Annotated in this window: 16 protein-coding genes and 1 pseudogene; 13 read left to right on the top strand and 4 right to left on the bottom strand. The window is 39.3% G+C overall.

Annotated elements, in window-relative coordinates:
• Positions 1 to 18 precede the first annotated feature (18 nt).
• Positions 19 to 817: pseudogene (locus AC4CVF_RS15730) on the top strand (recombination directionality factor); the annotation flags it as partial.
• 135 nt (positions 818 to 952) lie between these two features.
• Here the strand turns inward: AC4CVF_RS15730 and cadR are convergent.
• Positions 953 to 1,345, bottom strand: coding sequence for a Cd(II)/Pb(II)-responsive transcriptional regulator (cadR, locus tag AC4CVF_RS15725; RefSeq protein ID WP_004655749.1), 393 nt, complete (start codon positions 1,343 to 1,345; stop codon positions 953 to 955).
• 86 nt (positions 1,346 to 1,431) lie between these two features.
• Here cadR and AC4CVF_RS15720 point away from each other — a divergent pair, with 86 nt between their 5' ends.
• The 11 genes from AC4CVF_RS15720 to AC4CVF_RS15670 all read left to right on the top strand — a co-directional run bounded on the left by AC4CVF_RS15720 (position 1,432) and on the right by AC4CVF_RS15670 (position 11,487).
• Positions 1,432 to 2,727, top strand: a complete 1,296-nt coding sequence (locus AC4CVF_RS15720) for a cation efflux transmembrane domain-containing protein (protein WP_016164802.1) — start codon at positions 1,432 to 1,434, stop codon at positions 2,725 to 2,727.
• 10 nt (positions 2,728 to 2,737) lie between these two features.
• Positions 2,738 to 2,995 (top strand): FeoA family protein, encoded by a 258-nt coding sequence (locus AC4CVF_RS15715; RefSeq protein WP_007481186.1) that lies wholly within the window; start codon positions 2,738 to 2,740, stop codon positions 2,993 to 2,995.
• Entirely contained in the window at positions 2,985 to 4,814 is a 1,830-nt protein-coding gene (feoB, locus tag AC4CVF_RS15710; RefSeq protein ID WP_016164803.1) for a ferrous iron transporter B, read from the top strand. Before AC4CVF_RS15715 ends, feoB begins: the two co-directional genes overlap by 11 nt.
• 213 nt (positions 4,815 to 5,027) lie before the next feature.
• Positions 5,028 to 5,462, top strand: a complete 435-nt coding sequence (gene arsC / locus AC4CVF_RS15705; protein WP_490789692.1) for an arsenate reductase (glutaredoxin) — start codon at positions 5,028 to 5,030, stop codon at positions 5,460 to 5,462.
• A 59-nt stretch (positions 5,463 to 5,521) separates the two neighbouring features.
• The gene (locus AC4CVF_RS15700) at positions 5,522 to 5,842 is read left to right on the top strand and encodes a metalloregulator ArsR/SmtB family transcription factor (protein ID WP_005206992.1); all 321 of its coding nucleotides are present in this window, start codon (positions 5,522 to 5,524) and stop codon (positions 5,840 to 5,842) included.
• A gap of 6 nt (positions 5,843 to 5,848) precedes the next feature.
• Entirely contained in the window at positions 5,849 to 6,322 is a 474-nt protein-coding gene (locus tag AC4CVF_RS15695; RefSeq protein WP_005206993.1) for an arsenate reductase ArsC, read from the top strand.
• A gap of 7 nt (positions 6,323 to 6,329) precedes the next feature.
• Positions 6,330 to 7,373, top strand: coding sequence for an ACR3 family arsenite efflux transporter (gene arsB / locus AC4CVF_RS15690; RefSeq protein ID WP_005206994.1), 1,044 nt, complete (start codon positions 6,330 to 6,332; stop codon positions 7,371 to 7,373).
• Between the two features lie 5 nt (positions 7,374 to 7,378).
• Entirely contained in the window at positions 7,379 to 8,083 is a 705-nt protein-coding gene (gene arsH, locus AC4CVF_RS15685) for an arsenical resistance protein ArsH (protein WP_000174605.1), read from the top strand.
• Positions 8,084 to 8,100: 17 nt separating this feature from the next.
• Complete coding sequence (gene trxB, locus AC4CVF_RS15680; protein ID WP_005206995.1) at positions 8,101 to 9,054, top strand: thioredoxin-disulfide reductase; 954 nt, start codon at positions 8,101 to 8,103, stop codon at positions 9,052 to 9,054.
• 101 nt (positions 9,055 to 9,155) lie between these two features.
• The gene (locus AC4CVF_RS15675; RefSeq protein ID WP_005207010.1) at positions 9,156 to 10,223 is read left to right on the top strand and encodes an ArsO family NAD(P)H-dependent flavin-containing monooxygenase; all 1,068 of its coding nucleotides are present in this window, start codon (positions 9,156 to 9,158) and stop codon (positions 10,221 to 10,223) included.
• Between the two features lie 115 nt (positions 10,224 to 10,338).
• Complete coding sequence (locus AC4CVF_RS15670) at positions 10,339 to 11,487, top strand: MFS transporter (RefSeq protein WP_005207011.1); 1,149 nt, start codon at positions 10,339 to 10,341, stop codon at positions 11,485 to 11,487.
• Positions 11,488 to 12,067: 580 nt separating this feature from the next.
• Here AC4CVF_RS15670 and AC4CVF_RS15665 read toward each other — a convergent pair.
• Positions 12,068 to 12,382, bottom strand: coding sequence for an AzlD family protein (locus AC4CVF_RS15665; RefSeq protein WP_490789691.1), 315 nt, complete (start codon positions 12,380 to 12,382; stop codon positions 12,068 to 12,070).
• Entirely contained in the window at positions 12,379 to 13,089 is a 711-nt protein-coding gene (locus tag AC4CVF_RS15660) for an AzlC family ABC transporter permease (RefSeq protein ID WP_336953432.1), read from the bottom strand. Before AC4CVF_RS15660 ends, AC4CVF_RS15665 begins: the two co-directional genes overlap by 4 nt.
• A 173-nt stretch (positions 13,090 to 13,262) precedes the next feature.
• On the opposite strand from AC4CVF_RS15660, the gene AC4CVF_RS15655 reads away from it, so the two are divergent.
• Positions 13,263 to 14,132 (top strand): LysR family transcriptional regulator, encoded by an 870-nt coding sequence (locus AC4CVF_RS15655; protein WP_336953431.1) that lies wholly within the window; start codon positions 13,263 to 13,265, stop codon positions 14,130 to 14,132.
• A gap of 225 nt (positions 14,133 to 14,357) precedes the next feature.
• Here the strand turns inward: AC4CVF_RS15655 and AC4CVF_RS15650 are convergent, their stop codons facing one another.
• Positions 14,358 to 15,620, bottom strand: coding sequence for a mechanosensitive ion channel family protein (locus AC4CVF_RS15650; RefSeq protein WP_336953430.1), 1,263 nt, complete (start codon positions 15,618 to 15,620; stop codon positions 14,358 to 14,360).
• Positions 15,621 to 15,686: the final 66 nt, after the last annotated feature.

The raw sequence follows: 15,686 nt of genomic DNA, 5'->3' as shown, positions 1-15,686 counted from the left end.
TATATTGAGGAGATCATCATGATTAAAGGCTTAGCCATCACACCACCTGTACTTGGTCGTATCAGCATTGGCAAAGTTGTTGAAAAGAACGGTAAACGTCTCCCTGAAAAAGATGACCAATTTACCATTACTAGCCAAATCCAGAATAAGGATGGATGGGTCAAACATCCATTTGATGAACAACTACGTGCCAAGGCACAAAACCAAAAACTTAGAAGCATTCCAGTCAGGATGATCTTTAACGATCCAGAATTGAATCTACGGGCTGAATACAGTTTGTTTGACAGACAAACAGGACGCTTAATCTGCTCAGGTAATGGGGAAACTTGTCAGCGACTCGGACAAAATGGCATTGAGCAACACCCATGCCCATCACCTGATCTATGCCCATTGGCACAGGGTGGGCTGTGCAAGCCTTATGGCAGACTTTACGTCAATCTAGATGAATCGGATGAGTTCGGTACATTCATCTTTAGAACCACAGGTTATAATAGTATTCGAACTTTGGCAGCGCGGCTTCGTTATTACCATGCAGCATCAGGTGACTTACTCTCATGCTTACCTTTGCAACTGACTCTAAGAGGTAAGAGTACAACTCAGAGTTATCGTACGCCGATCTATTACGTGGACTTAACTTTACGTGATGGAGTGAACTTAAATGATGCTATCACCTCAGCTCAGCAGATCGATGAACAGAGTAAGGCAGCAGGGTTTTATCAGGAGGCTTTGGATCATGTGGCACGACAGGGTTATGGCAATGCCAGTTTTGAGGTGGGTGGTGAAGAGGGCTTGGATATTGTTGAGGAGTTCTATCATTCAAATGAGAAAGAGGAGCCTCACCAATGCGGCGCTTTATCGTGTGTAACGACAATGGAACAAGAGTTATCTCGTAGTGTTAAAGCACTAAATTAATAGCGAAGGGAACTTAAAAGTTCCCTTCGCTATAACTAGCTCAAGCTAAATTTTTTAATACGCCACATTTATCAGCAGTACATAAACCGTCACAGGTTTTCCGAATTTCTAACAACTGCTCAATGAGTTTCTGTTGGTTTCTAATACTATCTTGTACATCTCTAATATGAGAATCAATAAGTTCATTTACTTCAGAACAATTTTGGGCAGGCGTATCTTTATAAGTTAATAATTTTTTGATTTCACTAAGATTCATGTTCAATGTTCGGCAATTGACAATAAATTTTAGTCTATCAATATAGTTTTCTGAATACAGTCGATAGTTGCCCTGATTTCTTTCAGGTGGTGGGATTAAACCTTCTTTTTCATAGAACCTAATTGTTAATACTGAACAAGAGGTCTTCTCAGATAACTCACCTATTTTTAAGAACATGGTAATCAACCAAAACTAGCTTGACTCTATAGTAGCTATAGGGATTTTAATATGCAACAAGTGAAGATATGACTATAGGCACATCAATGAGTGGTTGCGGTTGTAATAAAGAAAGTTCTTGTGACGATACCAAGCAAAAACAAAATGAATCAGAAACAGATTCTTGTAAAGGTAAAGATTCAGTTACTGAAGTAAGTAAAAGCTCTTGTTGTGGTAATGAGTTACAGCAAGGAGCTAACTCTGATGAAAAAGATACTTGCGGTAGTAACCAGCCGTGTTCTACGCAGTCGAATTCATGTTGTGGTTCGGATTCGATAACTTCACCTGAACCGATTCGGGGGAGTGAAGATACAGCGACTTTCATCAGTGACTATAACATCCCGAAAATGGATTGCTCCGCAGAGGAACAAATGGTTCGGATGACTTTATCTTCATTAGTAGATGTTAAGAGGCTGGTATTTGATTTGCCAAACCGAAACCTAAAAGTTCTGCATAATGGTGAAAATAATGAAATCACTGCAAAACTTGAAGCTCTTGGATTTGGAGCAAAATTAAATAAAACTGAAGCATATGAAAATAAAGAGCACGCACAAGAAGCCAGTACTTTTCTAATTCCGAAGATGGATTGTTCGGCAGAAGAGCAAATGGTCAGAATGGCTCTTTCTCCCTTGCATGAAGTTAAAGGTTTATCATTTGATTTGGCACAAAGACAGTTAGTTGTTTTCCATACAAATGGGATTAATGAAATTACCACAAAACTTGAAGCCCTCGGTTTTGGTGCAAAGCTCGTGGAAACAGTAAAAGCCACTGGGGAATTGCCTGAAACACCAGATCCGACTAAGCAGGCGAAAGTCCTAAAATTATTACTAGCGATTAATGGTATTCTTTTTTTTATTGAATTCATAAGTGGAATTATTGCTGCATCGACGGGTCTCATTGCGGACTCTCTTGATATGTTTGCTGATGCGGCGGTTTACGGTATAGCACTTTACGCGGTAGGGAAAGCGGCAAAATACCAATTAAAAGCAGCTCATTTTGCAGGATGGATTCAACTTTTATTAGCTTTGATCGTTATTGTTGATGTTGTCAGACGTTTCATGTTCGGTAGTGAGCCAGAGTCAGATTTGATGATCATTATTGGCTTCTTAGCACTTATTGCCAATGTGACGTGCTTGTATCTCATTTCTGGGCATAGAGATGGCGGAGCCCATATGAAAGCGAGTTGGATCTTTTCAGCTAATGACGTAATAGTAAATATGGGGGTTATTTTAGCAGGTGTACTTGTCGCATGGACTGGTTCAGCTTACCCAGATTTGATTATTGGTATTCTTGTTTCACTGTTTGTACTGAATGGCGCTCGAAAGATTTTGGCGTTGAAATAGGGTGCAGACAATGAATTTATTTCAAGTAAAGGAAGACCAGACTGTAAAAATCATTGATCTTAAAAAGGGTGAACAGTATCAAGATAAAAATGATCCTGTTCTGGAGCGTTTAGAACTGCTGGGCTTTAGAGTAGGTGAATCCTTACAAGTGCTTGCGAAAGGGCTTTTTGGTGGTGATCCTGTGTTGGTTCAAATCGAAACCTCACGTTTCGCCTTAAGAAAAAATGAAGCAGAACGAATTTTTGTAGAGATTACCAATGGAAACTAAAAATATTGCACTGGTTGGTAATCCTAATTGCGGTAAAACATCACTTTTTAACACCCTCACAGGGACTCGTCAAAAAGTTGCAAATTATGCTGGGGTAACGGTAGAACGGAAAGAGGGATTTTTTAAACTACCTTCTGGTGATACCGTTCGAGTATTGGATTTGCCTGGGACTTATAGTTTAAAACCTAGCAGTTTAGATGAGGAGGTAACTAGAGCAGTATGCTTTGGTGAATTAAAAGGCGAAGTCATACCTGATATTTTTGTATGTGTTGTCGATGCTACGAATCTTCATCTTCATTTAAGTCTTGTACTTGAAGTCAGGGCTTTAAACAGACCAATGTTACTTGTTCTTAACATGATGGATGAGGTTGGAAAGCGTGGGATTGCAATTGATACAACGAAGCTATCTCAGCTTTTAGGTATTCCTGTTGTTGAGTCAGTAGCTGTAAAAACAAAAGGCATTCAGGGGCTATTGACACAATTGGATCAAAAGAATTTGTTTGTTGCCCCTTATCATTCTGATCTGAGTCACTTTGACCAAATCAAATATATTACAAAACAAGTCATCTTGAAAAATGATAATGGTGATAAACGAACGGCTTTCTTGGACAAAATATTCTTACATCCAGTTTTTGGATTATTAATATTGACCTTTACCATGTTTGTAATGTTTCAGGCTGTCTTTATTTGGGCTCAACCATTAATTTCCTTTGTTGAGGATTCGATTGCATGGTTTGGTGGGGCAATAGGACCACTGATCACTCATCCACTTTTAAGAAGCTTGATCATTGATGGTGTAATTGCAGGTGCTGGTAGTGTGCTCGCATATATGCCTCAAATTCTGATCTTGTTTTTCTTTATTTTAATTTTAGAAGAATCGGGATACTTACCTAGAGCTGCTTTTTTGTTAGATAAGCTGATGTCTAAAGCTGGTTTAAGTGGGCGTTCATTTATTCCACTACTTTCAAGCTTTGCTTGTGCAATTCCCGGAGTCATGGCGACTAGAAGTATTAGCTCTGAGAGAGATCGTTTAGCAACGATTATGATTGCACCTTTGATGACGTGTTCTGCACGATTACCTGTATATGCTTTGCTGATCGCTGCATTCATTCCAAACAAGTTGGTTTATGGTTGGCTCAGTTTACAAGGTCTAGTTCTGTTCGGGCTTTACATGTCAGGAATTGTATCTGCTTTATTGGTTTCTTTATTTCTGAAATTAGTAAGAAAAGATAAAACTGAAAGTATTTTCATTTTTGAATTACCTACATACCGTATTCCAGATGTGCGAAATGTAGCTTTGGGACTTTATGATAGAGCGACTATATTCTTGAAAAGAGTTGGTGGAATTATTGTCGCACTTTCTATTTTATTATGGTTCTTGGTAACGTTTCCATTACCACCTGATAATCCAACAATGCCACCAATCAATTATAGTATTGCTGGACAGTTAGGGCATCTAATCCATCCAATATTTGCTCCGATTGGATTTACTTGGGAAATTTGTATTGCTTTGATTCCTGCAATGGCAGCTCGTGAAGTGATTATTGCTGCATTAGGAGTGATTTATGCAATGTCTGGTGATGAAGATGCAGTTACCCAGACCTTATTATCTCAAATATCTGGACCAGATGGATGGGGGCTAGCGACAGGTATGTCATTGTTGGTTTGGTTTATCTTTGCCCCGCATTGTTTAGCAACACTAGCAACTATTCGAAGAGAAACAGGGAGTTGGAAACAACCAGTCGTAATGGCTGTTTATCTATTTTCGTTGGCTTACCTATTCTCTTTTATAACTTATCAAGTCATAAGTCGATTTTAATTTAGAAGGAGGCTATTGACATAAATCAATAGCCTCCTTCTAAAGAGGCTTTTAATTTAGTTGTATGATTGCCATTCAATTGATAGTGATAAGCATTTTTTGATGGTGTTTATTTATTTTCTAAGACATTATTAAAAAATTAATATATGGTATTGCATATATATGGTAATTCGAATATAAAGATATTATAAATTATCAAAAGAGCTCAATTCGATGACAACTTCATCAACTGTGACGATTTATCACAACCCAGCTTGTGGGACATCTCGCAACGCTTTGGCTTTGATCCGTAATACAGGGATTGAGCCAACTGTGATTGAATATCTCATTACACCACCTAGTCATGACGAATTAGTTAAATTGATTCAGGATGCAAAATTAACAGTAAGAGAGGCCATTCGCCAGAATGTAGATCCTTATCGGGATTTAGACCTTGATCGTAGTGATTTGAGTGATGAGCAGTTACTTAGTTTTATGCTTGATCATCCAATATTGATTAATCGACCATTTGTTGTTACTGAATTAGGCACTCGCTTAAGCCGTCCTTCTGAAGTTGTCTTAGATATTCTACCATTACCTCAGAAGGGTGCCTTCATGAAAGAGGATGGTGAAAAAGTGATTGATGAAAATGGTCAACGAGTGAATTAAAAATTTTACTTTTTGTATGTGATTATCCGCATATCCAAATAAGTGAATGGGAGTTAAGAATGGACCAAGTTAATTTTTTTAAATGCTTATCAGATGAAACTCGACTCAATATCGTGACTTTAGTCGCTGAGAATAAAGAATTATGTGTTTGTGATTTGACTGAAAAGTTGCAACTGAGTCAGCCAAAGATTTCTAGGCATCTAGCGTTATTGCGTTCTTCTGGTCTCTTACAGGACAGAAGACAAAGCCAATGGGTGTATTACAGCATTAATCCGCAATTACCAATGTGGTGCCATGACGTTCTGAATCTTTTGGTAAGCAGTCAAACCATAGCGAATAAAGCTTCCCAAAATATCCAAATAAATAGTTATTGTGAGTAACAGAGTATGAAATTTCTTTTTTTGTGTACTGGAAATAGTTGCCGTAGCATCCTGTCAGAAGTTCTTTTTAACAGCCGCGCGCCTGAAGGGTGGATAGCTTACAGTGCAGGTAGTAAGCCATCAGGGCAAGTACATCCATTGACCATAGAAACTTTAGAGAATCTTGGTCTTTCAACAGATGGTTTGTGGAGCAAAACCATTGATGATTGTGAACAATATCAACCTGACGTGGTGATTACTGTTTGCGATTCAGCAGCTCAGGAAGCGTGTCCACTATATTTGGGTGGAGCGATCAAGGCCCATTGGGGCTTGGCTGATCCTTCACATTTAGATTTGCCGAAAGAAGAAAAATTAAAAGCATTCCAAGTTACTGTTGATCATATCAACCGCCGCTTAGACGCTTTATTGGCAATAGATACAACTCATATGTCTCGCCCAGATTTGATTGCAGCAATCAATCAAATTTCGCATATTGAATGAGAACATCATGGCTCAACAAAGATTATCCTTTCTAGATCGTAACCTCACTCTATGGATTTTTATCGCCATGGCATTGGGGATTGCGATAGGTGTGTTCTTTCCGCAAGCCTCCGTCGCTTTGGATAAAATGAGTATTGATTCTGTCAATATTCCAATAGCGATTGGTTTGATTCTGATGATGTATCCACCGTTAGCCAAAGTGGATTATGCAGCGCTACCACAAGTGTTTAAAGATAAAAAAACTTTAACTTTGTCTTTGGTACAGAACTGGGTGATTGCACCAGTACTGATGTTTGCATTAGCCATTATTTTTTTGCATAGCTATCCAGAGTACATGACAGGCTTGATCTTGATCGGTTTAGCTCGCTGTATTGCGATGGTTTTGGTGTGGAATGGTTTAGCCTGTGGTGATAACCAATATGTAGCTGCATTGGTGGCATTCAATAGTATTTTCCAGATTTTGTTTTTTAGTACCTATGCTTGGTTATTTCTGACTTTCTTACCGCCATATTTTGGTGTTGCAGGGCAAGTGATCAATGTCGATTTCTGGACGATTACCCATGCGGTATTAGTGTATTTGGGAATTCCATTTTTCCTTGGCTTTATTACACGATTCACTCTAGTGAAAGCTAAAGGTCTTGATTGGTATCAAAATGTCTTTTTACCTAAGATCAGTCCACTGAGTTTGTTGGCTTTATTATTCACGATTGTGGCGATGTTTAGCCTCAAAGGGAACGATGTAGTGAGCTTGCCACTAGATGTCTTGCGTATTGCCATTCCATTGACGATTTACTTTATCGTGATGTTCTTCATTAGCTTCTTTATGAGCAAATGGATGGGGAATGACTACCCTAAAACAACAGCAATTTCGTTTACTGCTGCTGGAAATAACTTTGAGTTAGCGCTGGCTGTAGCGATTGCAACCTTTGGTTTAGCTTCACCTGTGGCATTTACCACAGTGATTGGTCCGTTGGTTGAAGTGCCAGTATTGATTGCTTTAGTTAGCGTGTCTTTATGGCTCAGAAAAAAGTTTTTTAAAGAAGAGGTGTAATTTCTATGACTCTCCCGAATGTAGATATGAATCTTTTGGATCAACCTACTTTAGAAAAAGTGCAAGCTAAAGAGCTGGATCATCCACCACGTATTTTGCTGCTGTATGGCTCTAACCGCGAACGTTCATACAGCCGATTGGCGGTGATGGAAGCAGGGCGTATCTTGGAGCAGTTTGGTGCTGAAGTAAAAATTTTTCATCCGAAAGGTTTGCCCTTACCTGAAGATGCGGACACTGAGCATCCAAAGGTGAAAGAGTTACATGATTTACTCGCTTGGGCAGAAGGGATGGTGTGGTGCTCACCTGAACGTCATGGCTCAATGAGTTCGATTTTTAAATCACAAATTGACTGGATACCATTAGCAGGCGGTGCAATTCGAGCAACGCAAGGAAAAACTTTGGCATTGATGCAGGTTAGTGGCGGTTCGCAGTCCTTCAACAGCTTAAACCAGATGCGTATTTTAGGCCGTTGGATGCGCATGATCACCATTCCTAACCAATCATCTATTCCAAAAGCTTTTTTAGAGTTTGAAGAAGATGGAAGGATGAAACCTTCATCCTTCTATGATCGAATTGTCGATGTAATGGAAGAACTATATAAGTTCACCTTGCTCACTCGTGGACAAAGTCAGTACCTCACAGATCGTTATTCAGAGCGAAAAGAGTCGGCAGAAGAATTATCTAAGCGTGTCAATCAACGTAGCTTATAAACTTTAGGTGATTAGAAATGCAAAAGAGACATTCTAAATTAGTGATCTTAGGTTCAGGACCTGCGGGTTATAGTGCTGCTGTATATGCAGCACGCGCAAACTTAAAACCCACATTGATTGCGGGTATACAACTTGGTGGTCAATTAACAACGACCACTGAGGTAGATAACTGGCCGGGTGACTCAGAAGGTTTAACTGGTCCTGTACTTATGGAGCGAATGCAAGCCCATGCTGAACGCTTTGGCACAGAGATTGTGTATGACCACATCAATGAAGTTGATTTAAGTGTCCGTCCATTTGTGCTTAAAGGCGACATGGAAGAATTCACTTGTGATGCACTGATTATTGCTACAGGTGCGACAGCACAATACTTGGGGCTTGAATCAGAAGCTAAATTCATGGGTCAAGGTGTCAGTGCTTGTGCGACTTGTGATGGTTTTTTCTATAAGAACCAAAAAGTTATGGTCGTGGGTGGTGGTAACACCGCAGTTGAAGAAGCGCTTTATCTTTCTAATATTGCTGAACATGTCACCTTAGTTCATCGTAGAGACAGTTTACGTTCAGAGAAAATTCTACAAGATCATCTTTTTGCCAAAGAAAAAGAAGGCAAAATTAGTATTCTTTGGAACAATCAAGTTGATGAGGTTTTAGGTGACAACACTGGTGTTACTTCAGTTCGCTTGAAGTCAACTTCGGACGGAAGCACACAAGATGTTGAAGTTCAGGGCTTATTTGTTGCTATTGGTCACAAACCGAATACAGGCATGTTTGACGGTCAACTTAACCTACGTGATGGCTACATTCAAGTACAAAGTGGCACTTCAGGAAATGCAACAGCAACCTCTGTGGCAGGTGTATTTGCTGCGGGTGACGTTGCTGATAGCATTTATCGTCAAGCAATTACCTCGGCAGGCTCAGGCTGTATGGCTGCTTTGGATGCTGAAAAGTATCTTGATCAATTGAGTAATTGAAAGACTCATTTAAATGTTTGAAAATTGTATGAAATACGCCCAGTCTGTTGCAGACTGGGCGTTCAATTTTGATTATGACAATAAATAATAGGAGAGATGCTTTGACTCAATTACAAGCTGAAGTCGATGTAGTCATTATTGGTGGTGGTCAGGCAGCACTTGCTACAGCTTATTTCCTCAAACGTAAGAAAATTCCATTTATTATTTTAGATGATCAATCTCAGGCGGGCGGTGCGTGGTCACATGCTTGGGAATCGCTTCGTCTTTTTTCTCCAAATACTTGGAGCTCGTTGTCAGGTTGGATGATGCCAACAACTGAACAAACCTACCCAACGCGAAATGAAGTGATTGACTACTTGTCGGCATATGAGCAACGCTATCAATTTACGATTATTCGACCAGTTCATGTCGATCATATCGAACAAAAAGCTGGTTACTTAGATGTTTATGCTGGTGATCAATATTGGCGAGCAAAAGCGGTGATCAGTGCTACTGGGACATGGAGTCAGCCTTATATTCCGCATTATGAAGGACATGAACGATTTGAAGGATTACAAACGCATTCAGCACACTATGTAAATGCAGAGCCTTTTATTAATAAAAAAGTGATCGTAGTTGGTGGTGGTAACTCAGGGGCACAAATTCTTGCCGAAGTCTCAAAAGTTGCAGATACCACTTGGGTCACAGTAACAGCACCTCAATTTTTATCTGATGATGTTGATGGGCGTGTTTTATTTCTTCGGGCAACTGAACGTTTAAAAGCCCAACAGGAAGGTCGTGTGATTGATCAGCCCGTTGGTGGTCTAGGTGATATTGTCATGATTGACAGTGTAAAAGAGGCACGCGAACGTGGCGTATTGCATAGCCGAGAACCTTTTACTGCATTTGAAGAGAATTCAGTTATATGGGCTGATGGTTCAACACAAGCTGTAGATGCTGTGATTTGGTGTACAGGGTTTAAAGCTTCATTGAATCACTTAAGAAGTCTTGATGTAGTAGAACCTGATCAGACAGTTGCTGTGAATGATGGACGCTCAATAAAAGTAAATAACCTTTGGTTGGTTGGCTATGGGGAATGGACAGGCATGGCATCTGCAACATTAATTGGGGTTTCTAGAACAGCAAGAGCAACGGTAGATGAAATAGATGCTTATTTGGCTAATGTTTAAGAGCTATGCATTTTAAGGCAGTGTATAGAAAGGTTTGCATTGCCCCTCAATACTTTATGGATATTTCTTTATTGTGATGCTACTTCATTCAAAAAAATACAAACTCATTGCTGTCATGGGCTTCACGCAGATTCTTGCGTGGAGTTCCACTTTTTATTTACCCGCAGTACTAGCTAATCTTATTGCCAAAGACACAGGATGGTCTCTAACTTTAGTGATTGCTGGGTTGTCTTGGGGATTTATAGTTACAGGTATTTGTTCTCCAAAAGTTGGGCGGTTTATCGAGCAATTTGGTGGAAGAAAAGCACTGTCTATTGGTTCAATATTCTTTGCTGTCGGGCTGATATGTTTAGGGCTTTCTACTCATCTACTTATTTATTATTTTGCGTGGACAATGCTCGGTATTGGTATGGCATTTGGCCTGTATGATGCCGCATTTTCAACATTGGGTCGATTACTTGGTAACGATGCAAAAACGGCGATTGTTGGTGTGACATTATTAGGCGGTTTAGCCAGTACCATCGGTTGGGCGCTAATTGTATTTTTAGAAGGCTTATACGGTTGGAGAATCAGTTGTTTTATTCTGGCATTGTTTCATCTACTTCTAGGTCTACCGTTGCATTACTTTTTACTTCCTAGAGAAGAGCAAGGCACGGAAACTCATGGTAAAGAGCTCAATAACCAAACCACGGTACACAAAGAAGATAATCGACTATTTATGTTGGTGGCCGCTATTTTGACGGTACAATCTTTTGTAGTGGCGACAATTTCAGTCCATCTATTATCGATGCTAAAAACAATTGGCTTTAGTGTATCAACAGCCCTTGCGATTGGGATGATGATTGGTCCCGCGCAGATCATAGCGAGATTGCTGGAGTTTTCTTTGTTTAGAAACTTACATCCTAGTTGGTCGAGTCGTTTGGGTGTATTGATTAGCTTCTTTGGTCTCTTTTTTTTGTTCGCGGATGGATATGTCTTAGCTTTGCTTGGTGCAGCTTTATACGGCGCAGGGAATGGTATTCTTACAATTATTCGAGGCACATTACCTCTAGCACTATTTGGGCAGGAGGGGTATGCAATTAGAATGGGTTTATTGGGGCGGCCTATCATGATTGCTTTGGCTTTCGGACCTCTCATCTCTGCGTTTATTCTTGAAAAGTGGGGAATCAATATCTTATTAATAATTTTAACTGCTTTAGTTTTTATCACCTTGCTTGGTACGCTGAAACTACCTGTTCATCAGGCTGAGAAAGTGACAGAGTAGGCTCAATTGAATGGAAGCAACATCTGGCTCAAAGCTTAACTTTTAAATCTTTCGATAGGAGAGGCATGATATAGGTAGTATCAGCAACGGGTATGCAGTAGTGGTTATGTTTGGATACATAAAATAAAAAATTACTCCAAATATACACCACGGTTTCTGTTTTTTGATTTATCTTTTTGATTAGTATCGTTTTATTTTTTTAATATGTCCAATCCATCATCGGGGCGACCGAAATACGAGGCGTTAAAGATTGGAGCTCAGACATACAGTCAACCTGAAAAAGATAGAAAAAAAGCAAGTGCGGATTATACGTGCTTTATTTTAAAATCAATAGCCATACTCAAAAGATAGAATTTGTAAATCGAATTAAAATTTTGATTATGATGGTGATTTTTAAATGTGAGAAAGTAAGATTTATGGGGCTTGATTAAAGCGTTATCAACTTGGTGAAACCGCTTAAAAATAAAATTAGTGTGTTGGTAGAGCATATTGGTTGAACAAAATACGGTGTGGCTTAGCACTACAAGTACGCAATAACATGAGCTATAAATGCCCTAAATCTCTTGAACTCTCTATCATTTCATACAAAATACTGACGGAATAAAGCTGCTGCCAATATTCCTGCTGCAATCGCCAACAGCGGGTTTTTAAGCAATAGCATAACGATCAATGTCGTCAGTAATGCTAATCGAGCGCCATGATCACCTTCAATCGCAATGGGGGCCAAAAGTGCAACCAGTACAGATCCTGACATTGCGTTAATAAATCGCTGTACACGATCACTAATAGGAACATAAGACATAATTAAAACACCACCCCAGCGAGTGGCTAATGTCACAACGGCCATAATAAAAATAATAATCAAGGGATAAGTAGTGCTAATTTCTAGGTTCATACCCGTTTCTCTTTCCAGAAAATTCCGACAATTCCGCCAAATAAGGCACCCACAACGACATGACTATTTTCTGGTAAGTACCAATAGGCTAGTAATGAACTACAGGCAGCGATTGCCCAGATGATGAGTATTCTGAGATTTTTTTGTCCACCCACAACCATCGCCAGTAGAAAACAAGCCATGACCATATCTAATCCCAGTAGTGCAGGATGATGAATGACATTACCAAAATAGAAACCCAGTCCTGTGCCTAAAACCCACGCGAGCCAAAGCGCAATGCCCCCTCCAAACAATAAGCCCATCCCTGATTCACCACGATTAAATGCTTGTAGTGAGAGTGCCCAATTGGCATCAGAAATAACCAGCAAGATACTGTATCGTTTGATGGGAGGCAGGTGACGTAACCAAGGATAAAGAGATGCGCCCATTAAAAGATGCCGAGCATTGATAAAGAAAACTGTGACTATTAAGGGAATCAGTGATATTTGCGCACCCCATAGTTCTAAAGTCGCAAATTGAGATGCTCCTGCAAAAACAAAGCTACTCATTAACATGATAGAGCTATTGTCTAGTCCTGTTTGCGTTGCAGCTAAGCCGAAAGCAGCCCCAAAAATCACCACGAAAGATGAAATTGGAAGAAGGCTTTTAAAGCCTGACCAAACTTGGGAATAACTTAAACTGTAAATATCTGGGTCAACATTCGACAAAATAATTTCCTTATCTTTTTAAATTTTCTAGTGAGCTATATACCTAATGATCGCTGATGAAAATTAGGGGAAATTCCTTCTTTTCTTAATAAATTATGGACTTAGAAAGTTAGAATGAAAAGCGCATAATTCTTACATATACTATTCGAAAATCGAATAATTTGGGGGTGATCATGAATCTACAAAATCTACAGATTGATTGGTTAAAATGTTTTGTCGCAGTTGTTGATACAGGTTCTCTTTCAAATGCAGCACCTGAGCTATACCGTTCACAGTCTGCTGTCAGTATGCAGTTAAAAAAACTGGAATGCGCTTTAAAATGCCAACTTTTAGTTCGAACGCATAGACAAATTCAACTCACTTCTGAAGGACAACTTCTTTTAGGTTATGCAAGACGGATACTTGATCTACACCATGAAACACAAATGGCTTTTAATGGAGAAGAGTTAACTGGTCGGATTAGACTTGGTGTACCCGATGATTACGCTGCTAAATATCTAACGCCTGTGCTTAAGCGTTTTGCACCACGTCATAGCGGCGTTGAAATAGAATTTATTTGTGAACAATCGACTTCATTGATCCCACGTATAGAAAATGGCGAGATTGATTTAGCTTTGATTTCAAGGGATAACCCCCGTCAAGGCACTTTATTGTTTCATGAGCCAATGGTGTGGGTAGGTTCTCCCCAATTTGAATTATGGCGTGAAGATCCGATACCTATTGCTGTTTATGAAAGTACCAGTTTAGCCAAAAAAAGTGCGATCAATTCGCTTGCATTGCAAGGTCGCCGTTATCGTGTGGTTTATAATAGTTCAAGTTTAATCGGGCAAATTGCAGCAGTTGAAAGTGGTTTGGCCGTCGCAGTTTTCACACAATGTAGCGCCCCTCAGCATTTAGAAATTTTGGGAGCGGAGCATAGACTAGGCCCATTAGCACCCATGGAAGCATCTGTATATAGAAGTAGAGCCTCGCTTAATTCAAAAGCGGTCGATCATTTATATGAACTGTTAATTAAGACATTAAGGCAATCCATTACCTATTAAGAAGGTTTTTATTTAGATATTTCACATAAACTTGAAAAAATCTATGTATAAAATTAATTTTTAAGTCTTGCCAATATTGGGGGGTAGTAATTTTAAAAGATACATTAAAAGCAATAGAGGAAAGCTTTTCTATTTGCAATCTTCGTTCATTGCAAGCAAGCCCATGCTTATCGCATGGGCATTTTTAATGTAAATGATCAGGGGCAGAACCCCCTGACCAACAACTCAGAACAGAAGTTCCGAGCTACTTTCAGCATGTTTTGACAATGAGCGTAGATCTGAACCAGAAGGCGCTTGATAAATTTTTAGCCCAAACTCAGGGATAATTGCCATCAGATGGTCAAATATATCAGACTGGATTGCCTCATAATCATTCCATACCGTTGTATTGGCAAATGCATAGATTTCCAGTGGTAATCCCTCACTCGTCGGTTGTAACTGACGGATAATTAAGGATTGGTTTTTAGCAATACCAGCATGTTGTTTTAAGTAGAACTCCACATAGGCCCGAAATGTTCCAATATTGGTTAAGCGGCGCTGGTTATAGACTGACTGATCTTCAAACTGCTGATTAAAGCTGTCCAGTTCAGATTGTTTATTATCCAAATACTGATCCAGTAACAGGAAAGCTTTTAATTTCTGTTGTTCTTCATGGGTAATAAAATGAATGCTGGTTTGATCAATAAAGATTGAGCGCTTGATTCGTCTCGCCCCCAACAATTTCATCCCACGCCAGTTTTTAAAGGTATCCGTGACCAACTTATTGGTGGGAATTGTGGTAAAGGTTTTATCAAAATTCTGTACAGTAATGGTATGTAAGGACATATCAATAACATCACCATCTGCATTTAATGTTGGCATTTCAATCCAATCACCGATACGAACCATATCGTAGGAAGAGATTTGCACCGACGCTACCAAGGACAGAATCGTATTTTGAAAAACTAGTAACAATACCGCTGCCATCGCACCAAAACCAGCAAGCAGGGTAAAAACATCTTTCTTTAAGAAAGTACCCAAGATTAGCAGACCACAAACGATAAACAGAATCAGCTTGATCAGTTGAAGATAGCCTTTGATGGGCTTATTCAGTGATTTTGGATTACGTTGATAAAGCAGATTGAAAACATTTAAAAGTTCACTGATGGCCAGTGCAATGGTCAGGAAGATAAAAGCCTGTGCAGCCATTTGTATCAGGCCAACCGCTTTTAAGGACAAATGTGGAACTGTGGAAATACCATTTAAAATAACAATGGCAGGAACAATATTCGCCACTCTGCGGATAACACTATGCTGAGAAAAAATTTCACTATGTGCAAACTTCATTTTTGAAATAAGTTTACGTATCCCACGAACAACAACTTGTTTTGCAATATAATTTGCGACAAAAGCGAAAAAAATTAGAATGAATAATGATGTTAGCATCTCTAGCCATGGATACTGATCAGACCATTCCTGAATATTCTTTAAGAAGGCAAATTTATCCAAAAGTACAACCTCAAAATAGCAGATACGCTATTGTATTGATTGTGAATGACAATAATTTATAAAAAT

Source organism: Acinetobacter sp. LipI_19, from assembly GCF_058242925.1.
This window is presented reverse-complemented; position numbering and strand designations above follow the sequence as displayed.

What these genes read in the sequence shown, in the direction of transcription:
- cadR (WP_004655749.1), bottom strand. Translation starts at nt 1,345, where the DNA reads ATGTTCTTAAAAATAGGTGAGTTATCTGAGAAGACCTCTTGTTCAGTA.
- AC4CVF_RS15720 (WP_016164802.1), top strand. Translation starts at nt 1,432, where the DNA reads ATGAGTGGTTGCGGTTGTAATAAAGAAAGTTCTTGTGACGATACCAAG.
- AC4CVF_RS15715 (WP_007481186.1), top strand. Translation starts at nt 2,738, where the DNA reads ATGAATTTATTTCAAGTAAAGGAAGACCAGACTGTAAAAATCATTGAT.
- feoB (WP_016164803.1), top strand. Translation starts at nt 2,985, where the DNA reads ATGGAAACTAAAAATATTGCACTGGTTGGTAATCCTAATTGCGGTAAA.
- arsC (WP_490789692.1), top strand. Translation starts at nt 5,028, where the DNA reads ATGACAACTTCATCAACTGTGACGATTTATCACAACCCAGCTTGTGGG.
- AC4CVF_RS15700 (WP_005206992.1), top strand. Translation starts at nt 5,522, where the DNA reads ATGGACCAAGTTAATTTTTTTAAATGCTTATCAGATGAAACTCGACTC.
- AC4CVF_RS15695 (WP_005206993.1), top strand. Translation starts at nt 5,849, where the DNA reads ATGAAATTTCTTTTTTTGTGTACTGGAAATAGTTGCCGTAGCATCCTG.
- arsB (WP_005206994.1), top strand. Translation starts at nt 6,330, where the DNA reads ATGGCTCAACAAAGATTATCCTTTCTAGATCGTAACCTCACTCTATGG.
- arsH (WP_000174605.1), top strand. Translation starts at nt 7,379, where the DNA reads ATGACTCTCCCGAATGTAGATATGAATCTTTTGGATCAACCTACTTTA.
- trxB (WP_005206995.1), top strand. Translation starts at nt 8,101, where the DNA reads ATGCAAAAGAGACATTCTAAATTAGTGATCTTAGGTTCAGGACCTGCG.
- AC4CVF_RS15670 (WP_005207011.1), top strand. Translation starts at nt 10,339, where the DNA reads ATGGGCTTCACGCAGATTCTTGCGTGGAGTTCCACTTTTTATTTACCC.
- AC4CVF_RS15665 (WP_490789691.1), bottom strand. Translation starts at nt 12,382, where the DNA reads ATGAACCTAGAAATTAGCACTACTTATCCCTTGATTATTATTTTTATT.
- AC4CVF_RS15655 (WP_336953431.1), top strand. Translation starts at nt 13,263, where the DNA reads ATGAATCTACAAAATCTACAGATTGATTGGTTAAAATGTTTTGTCGCA.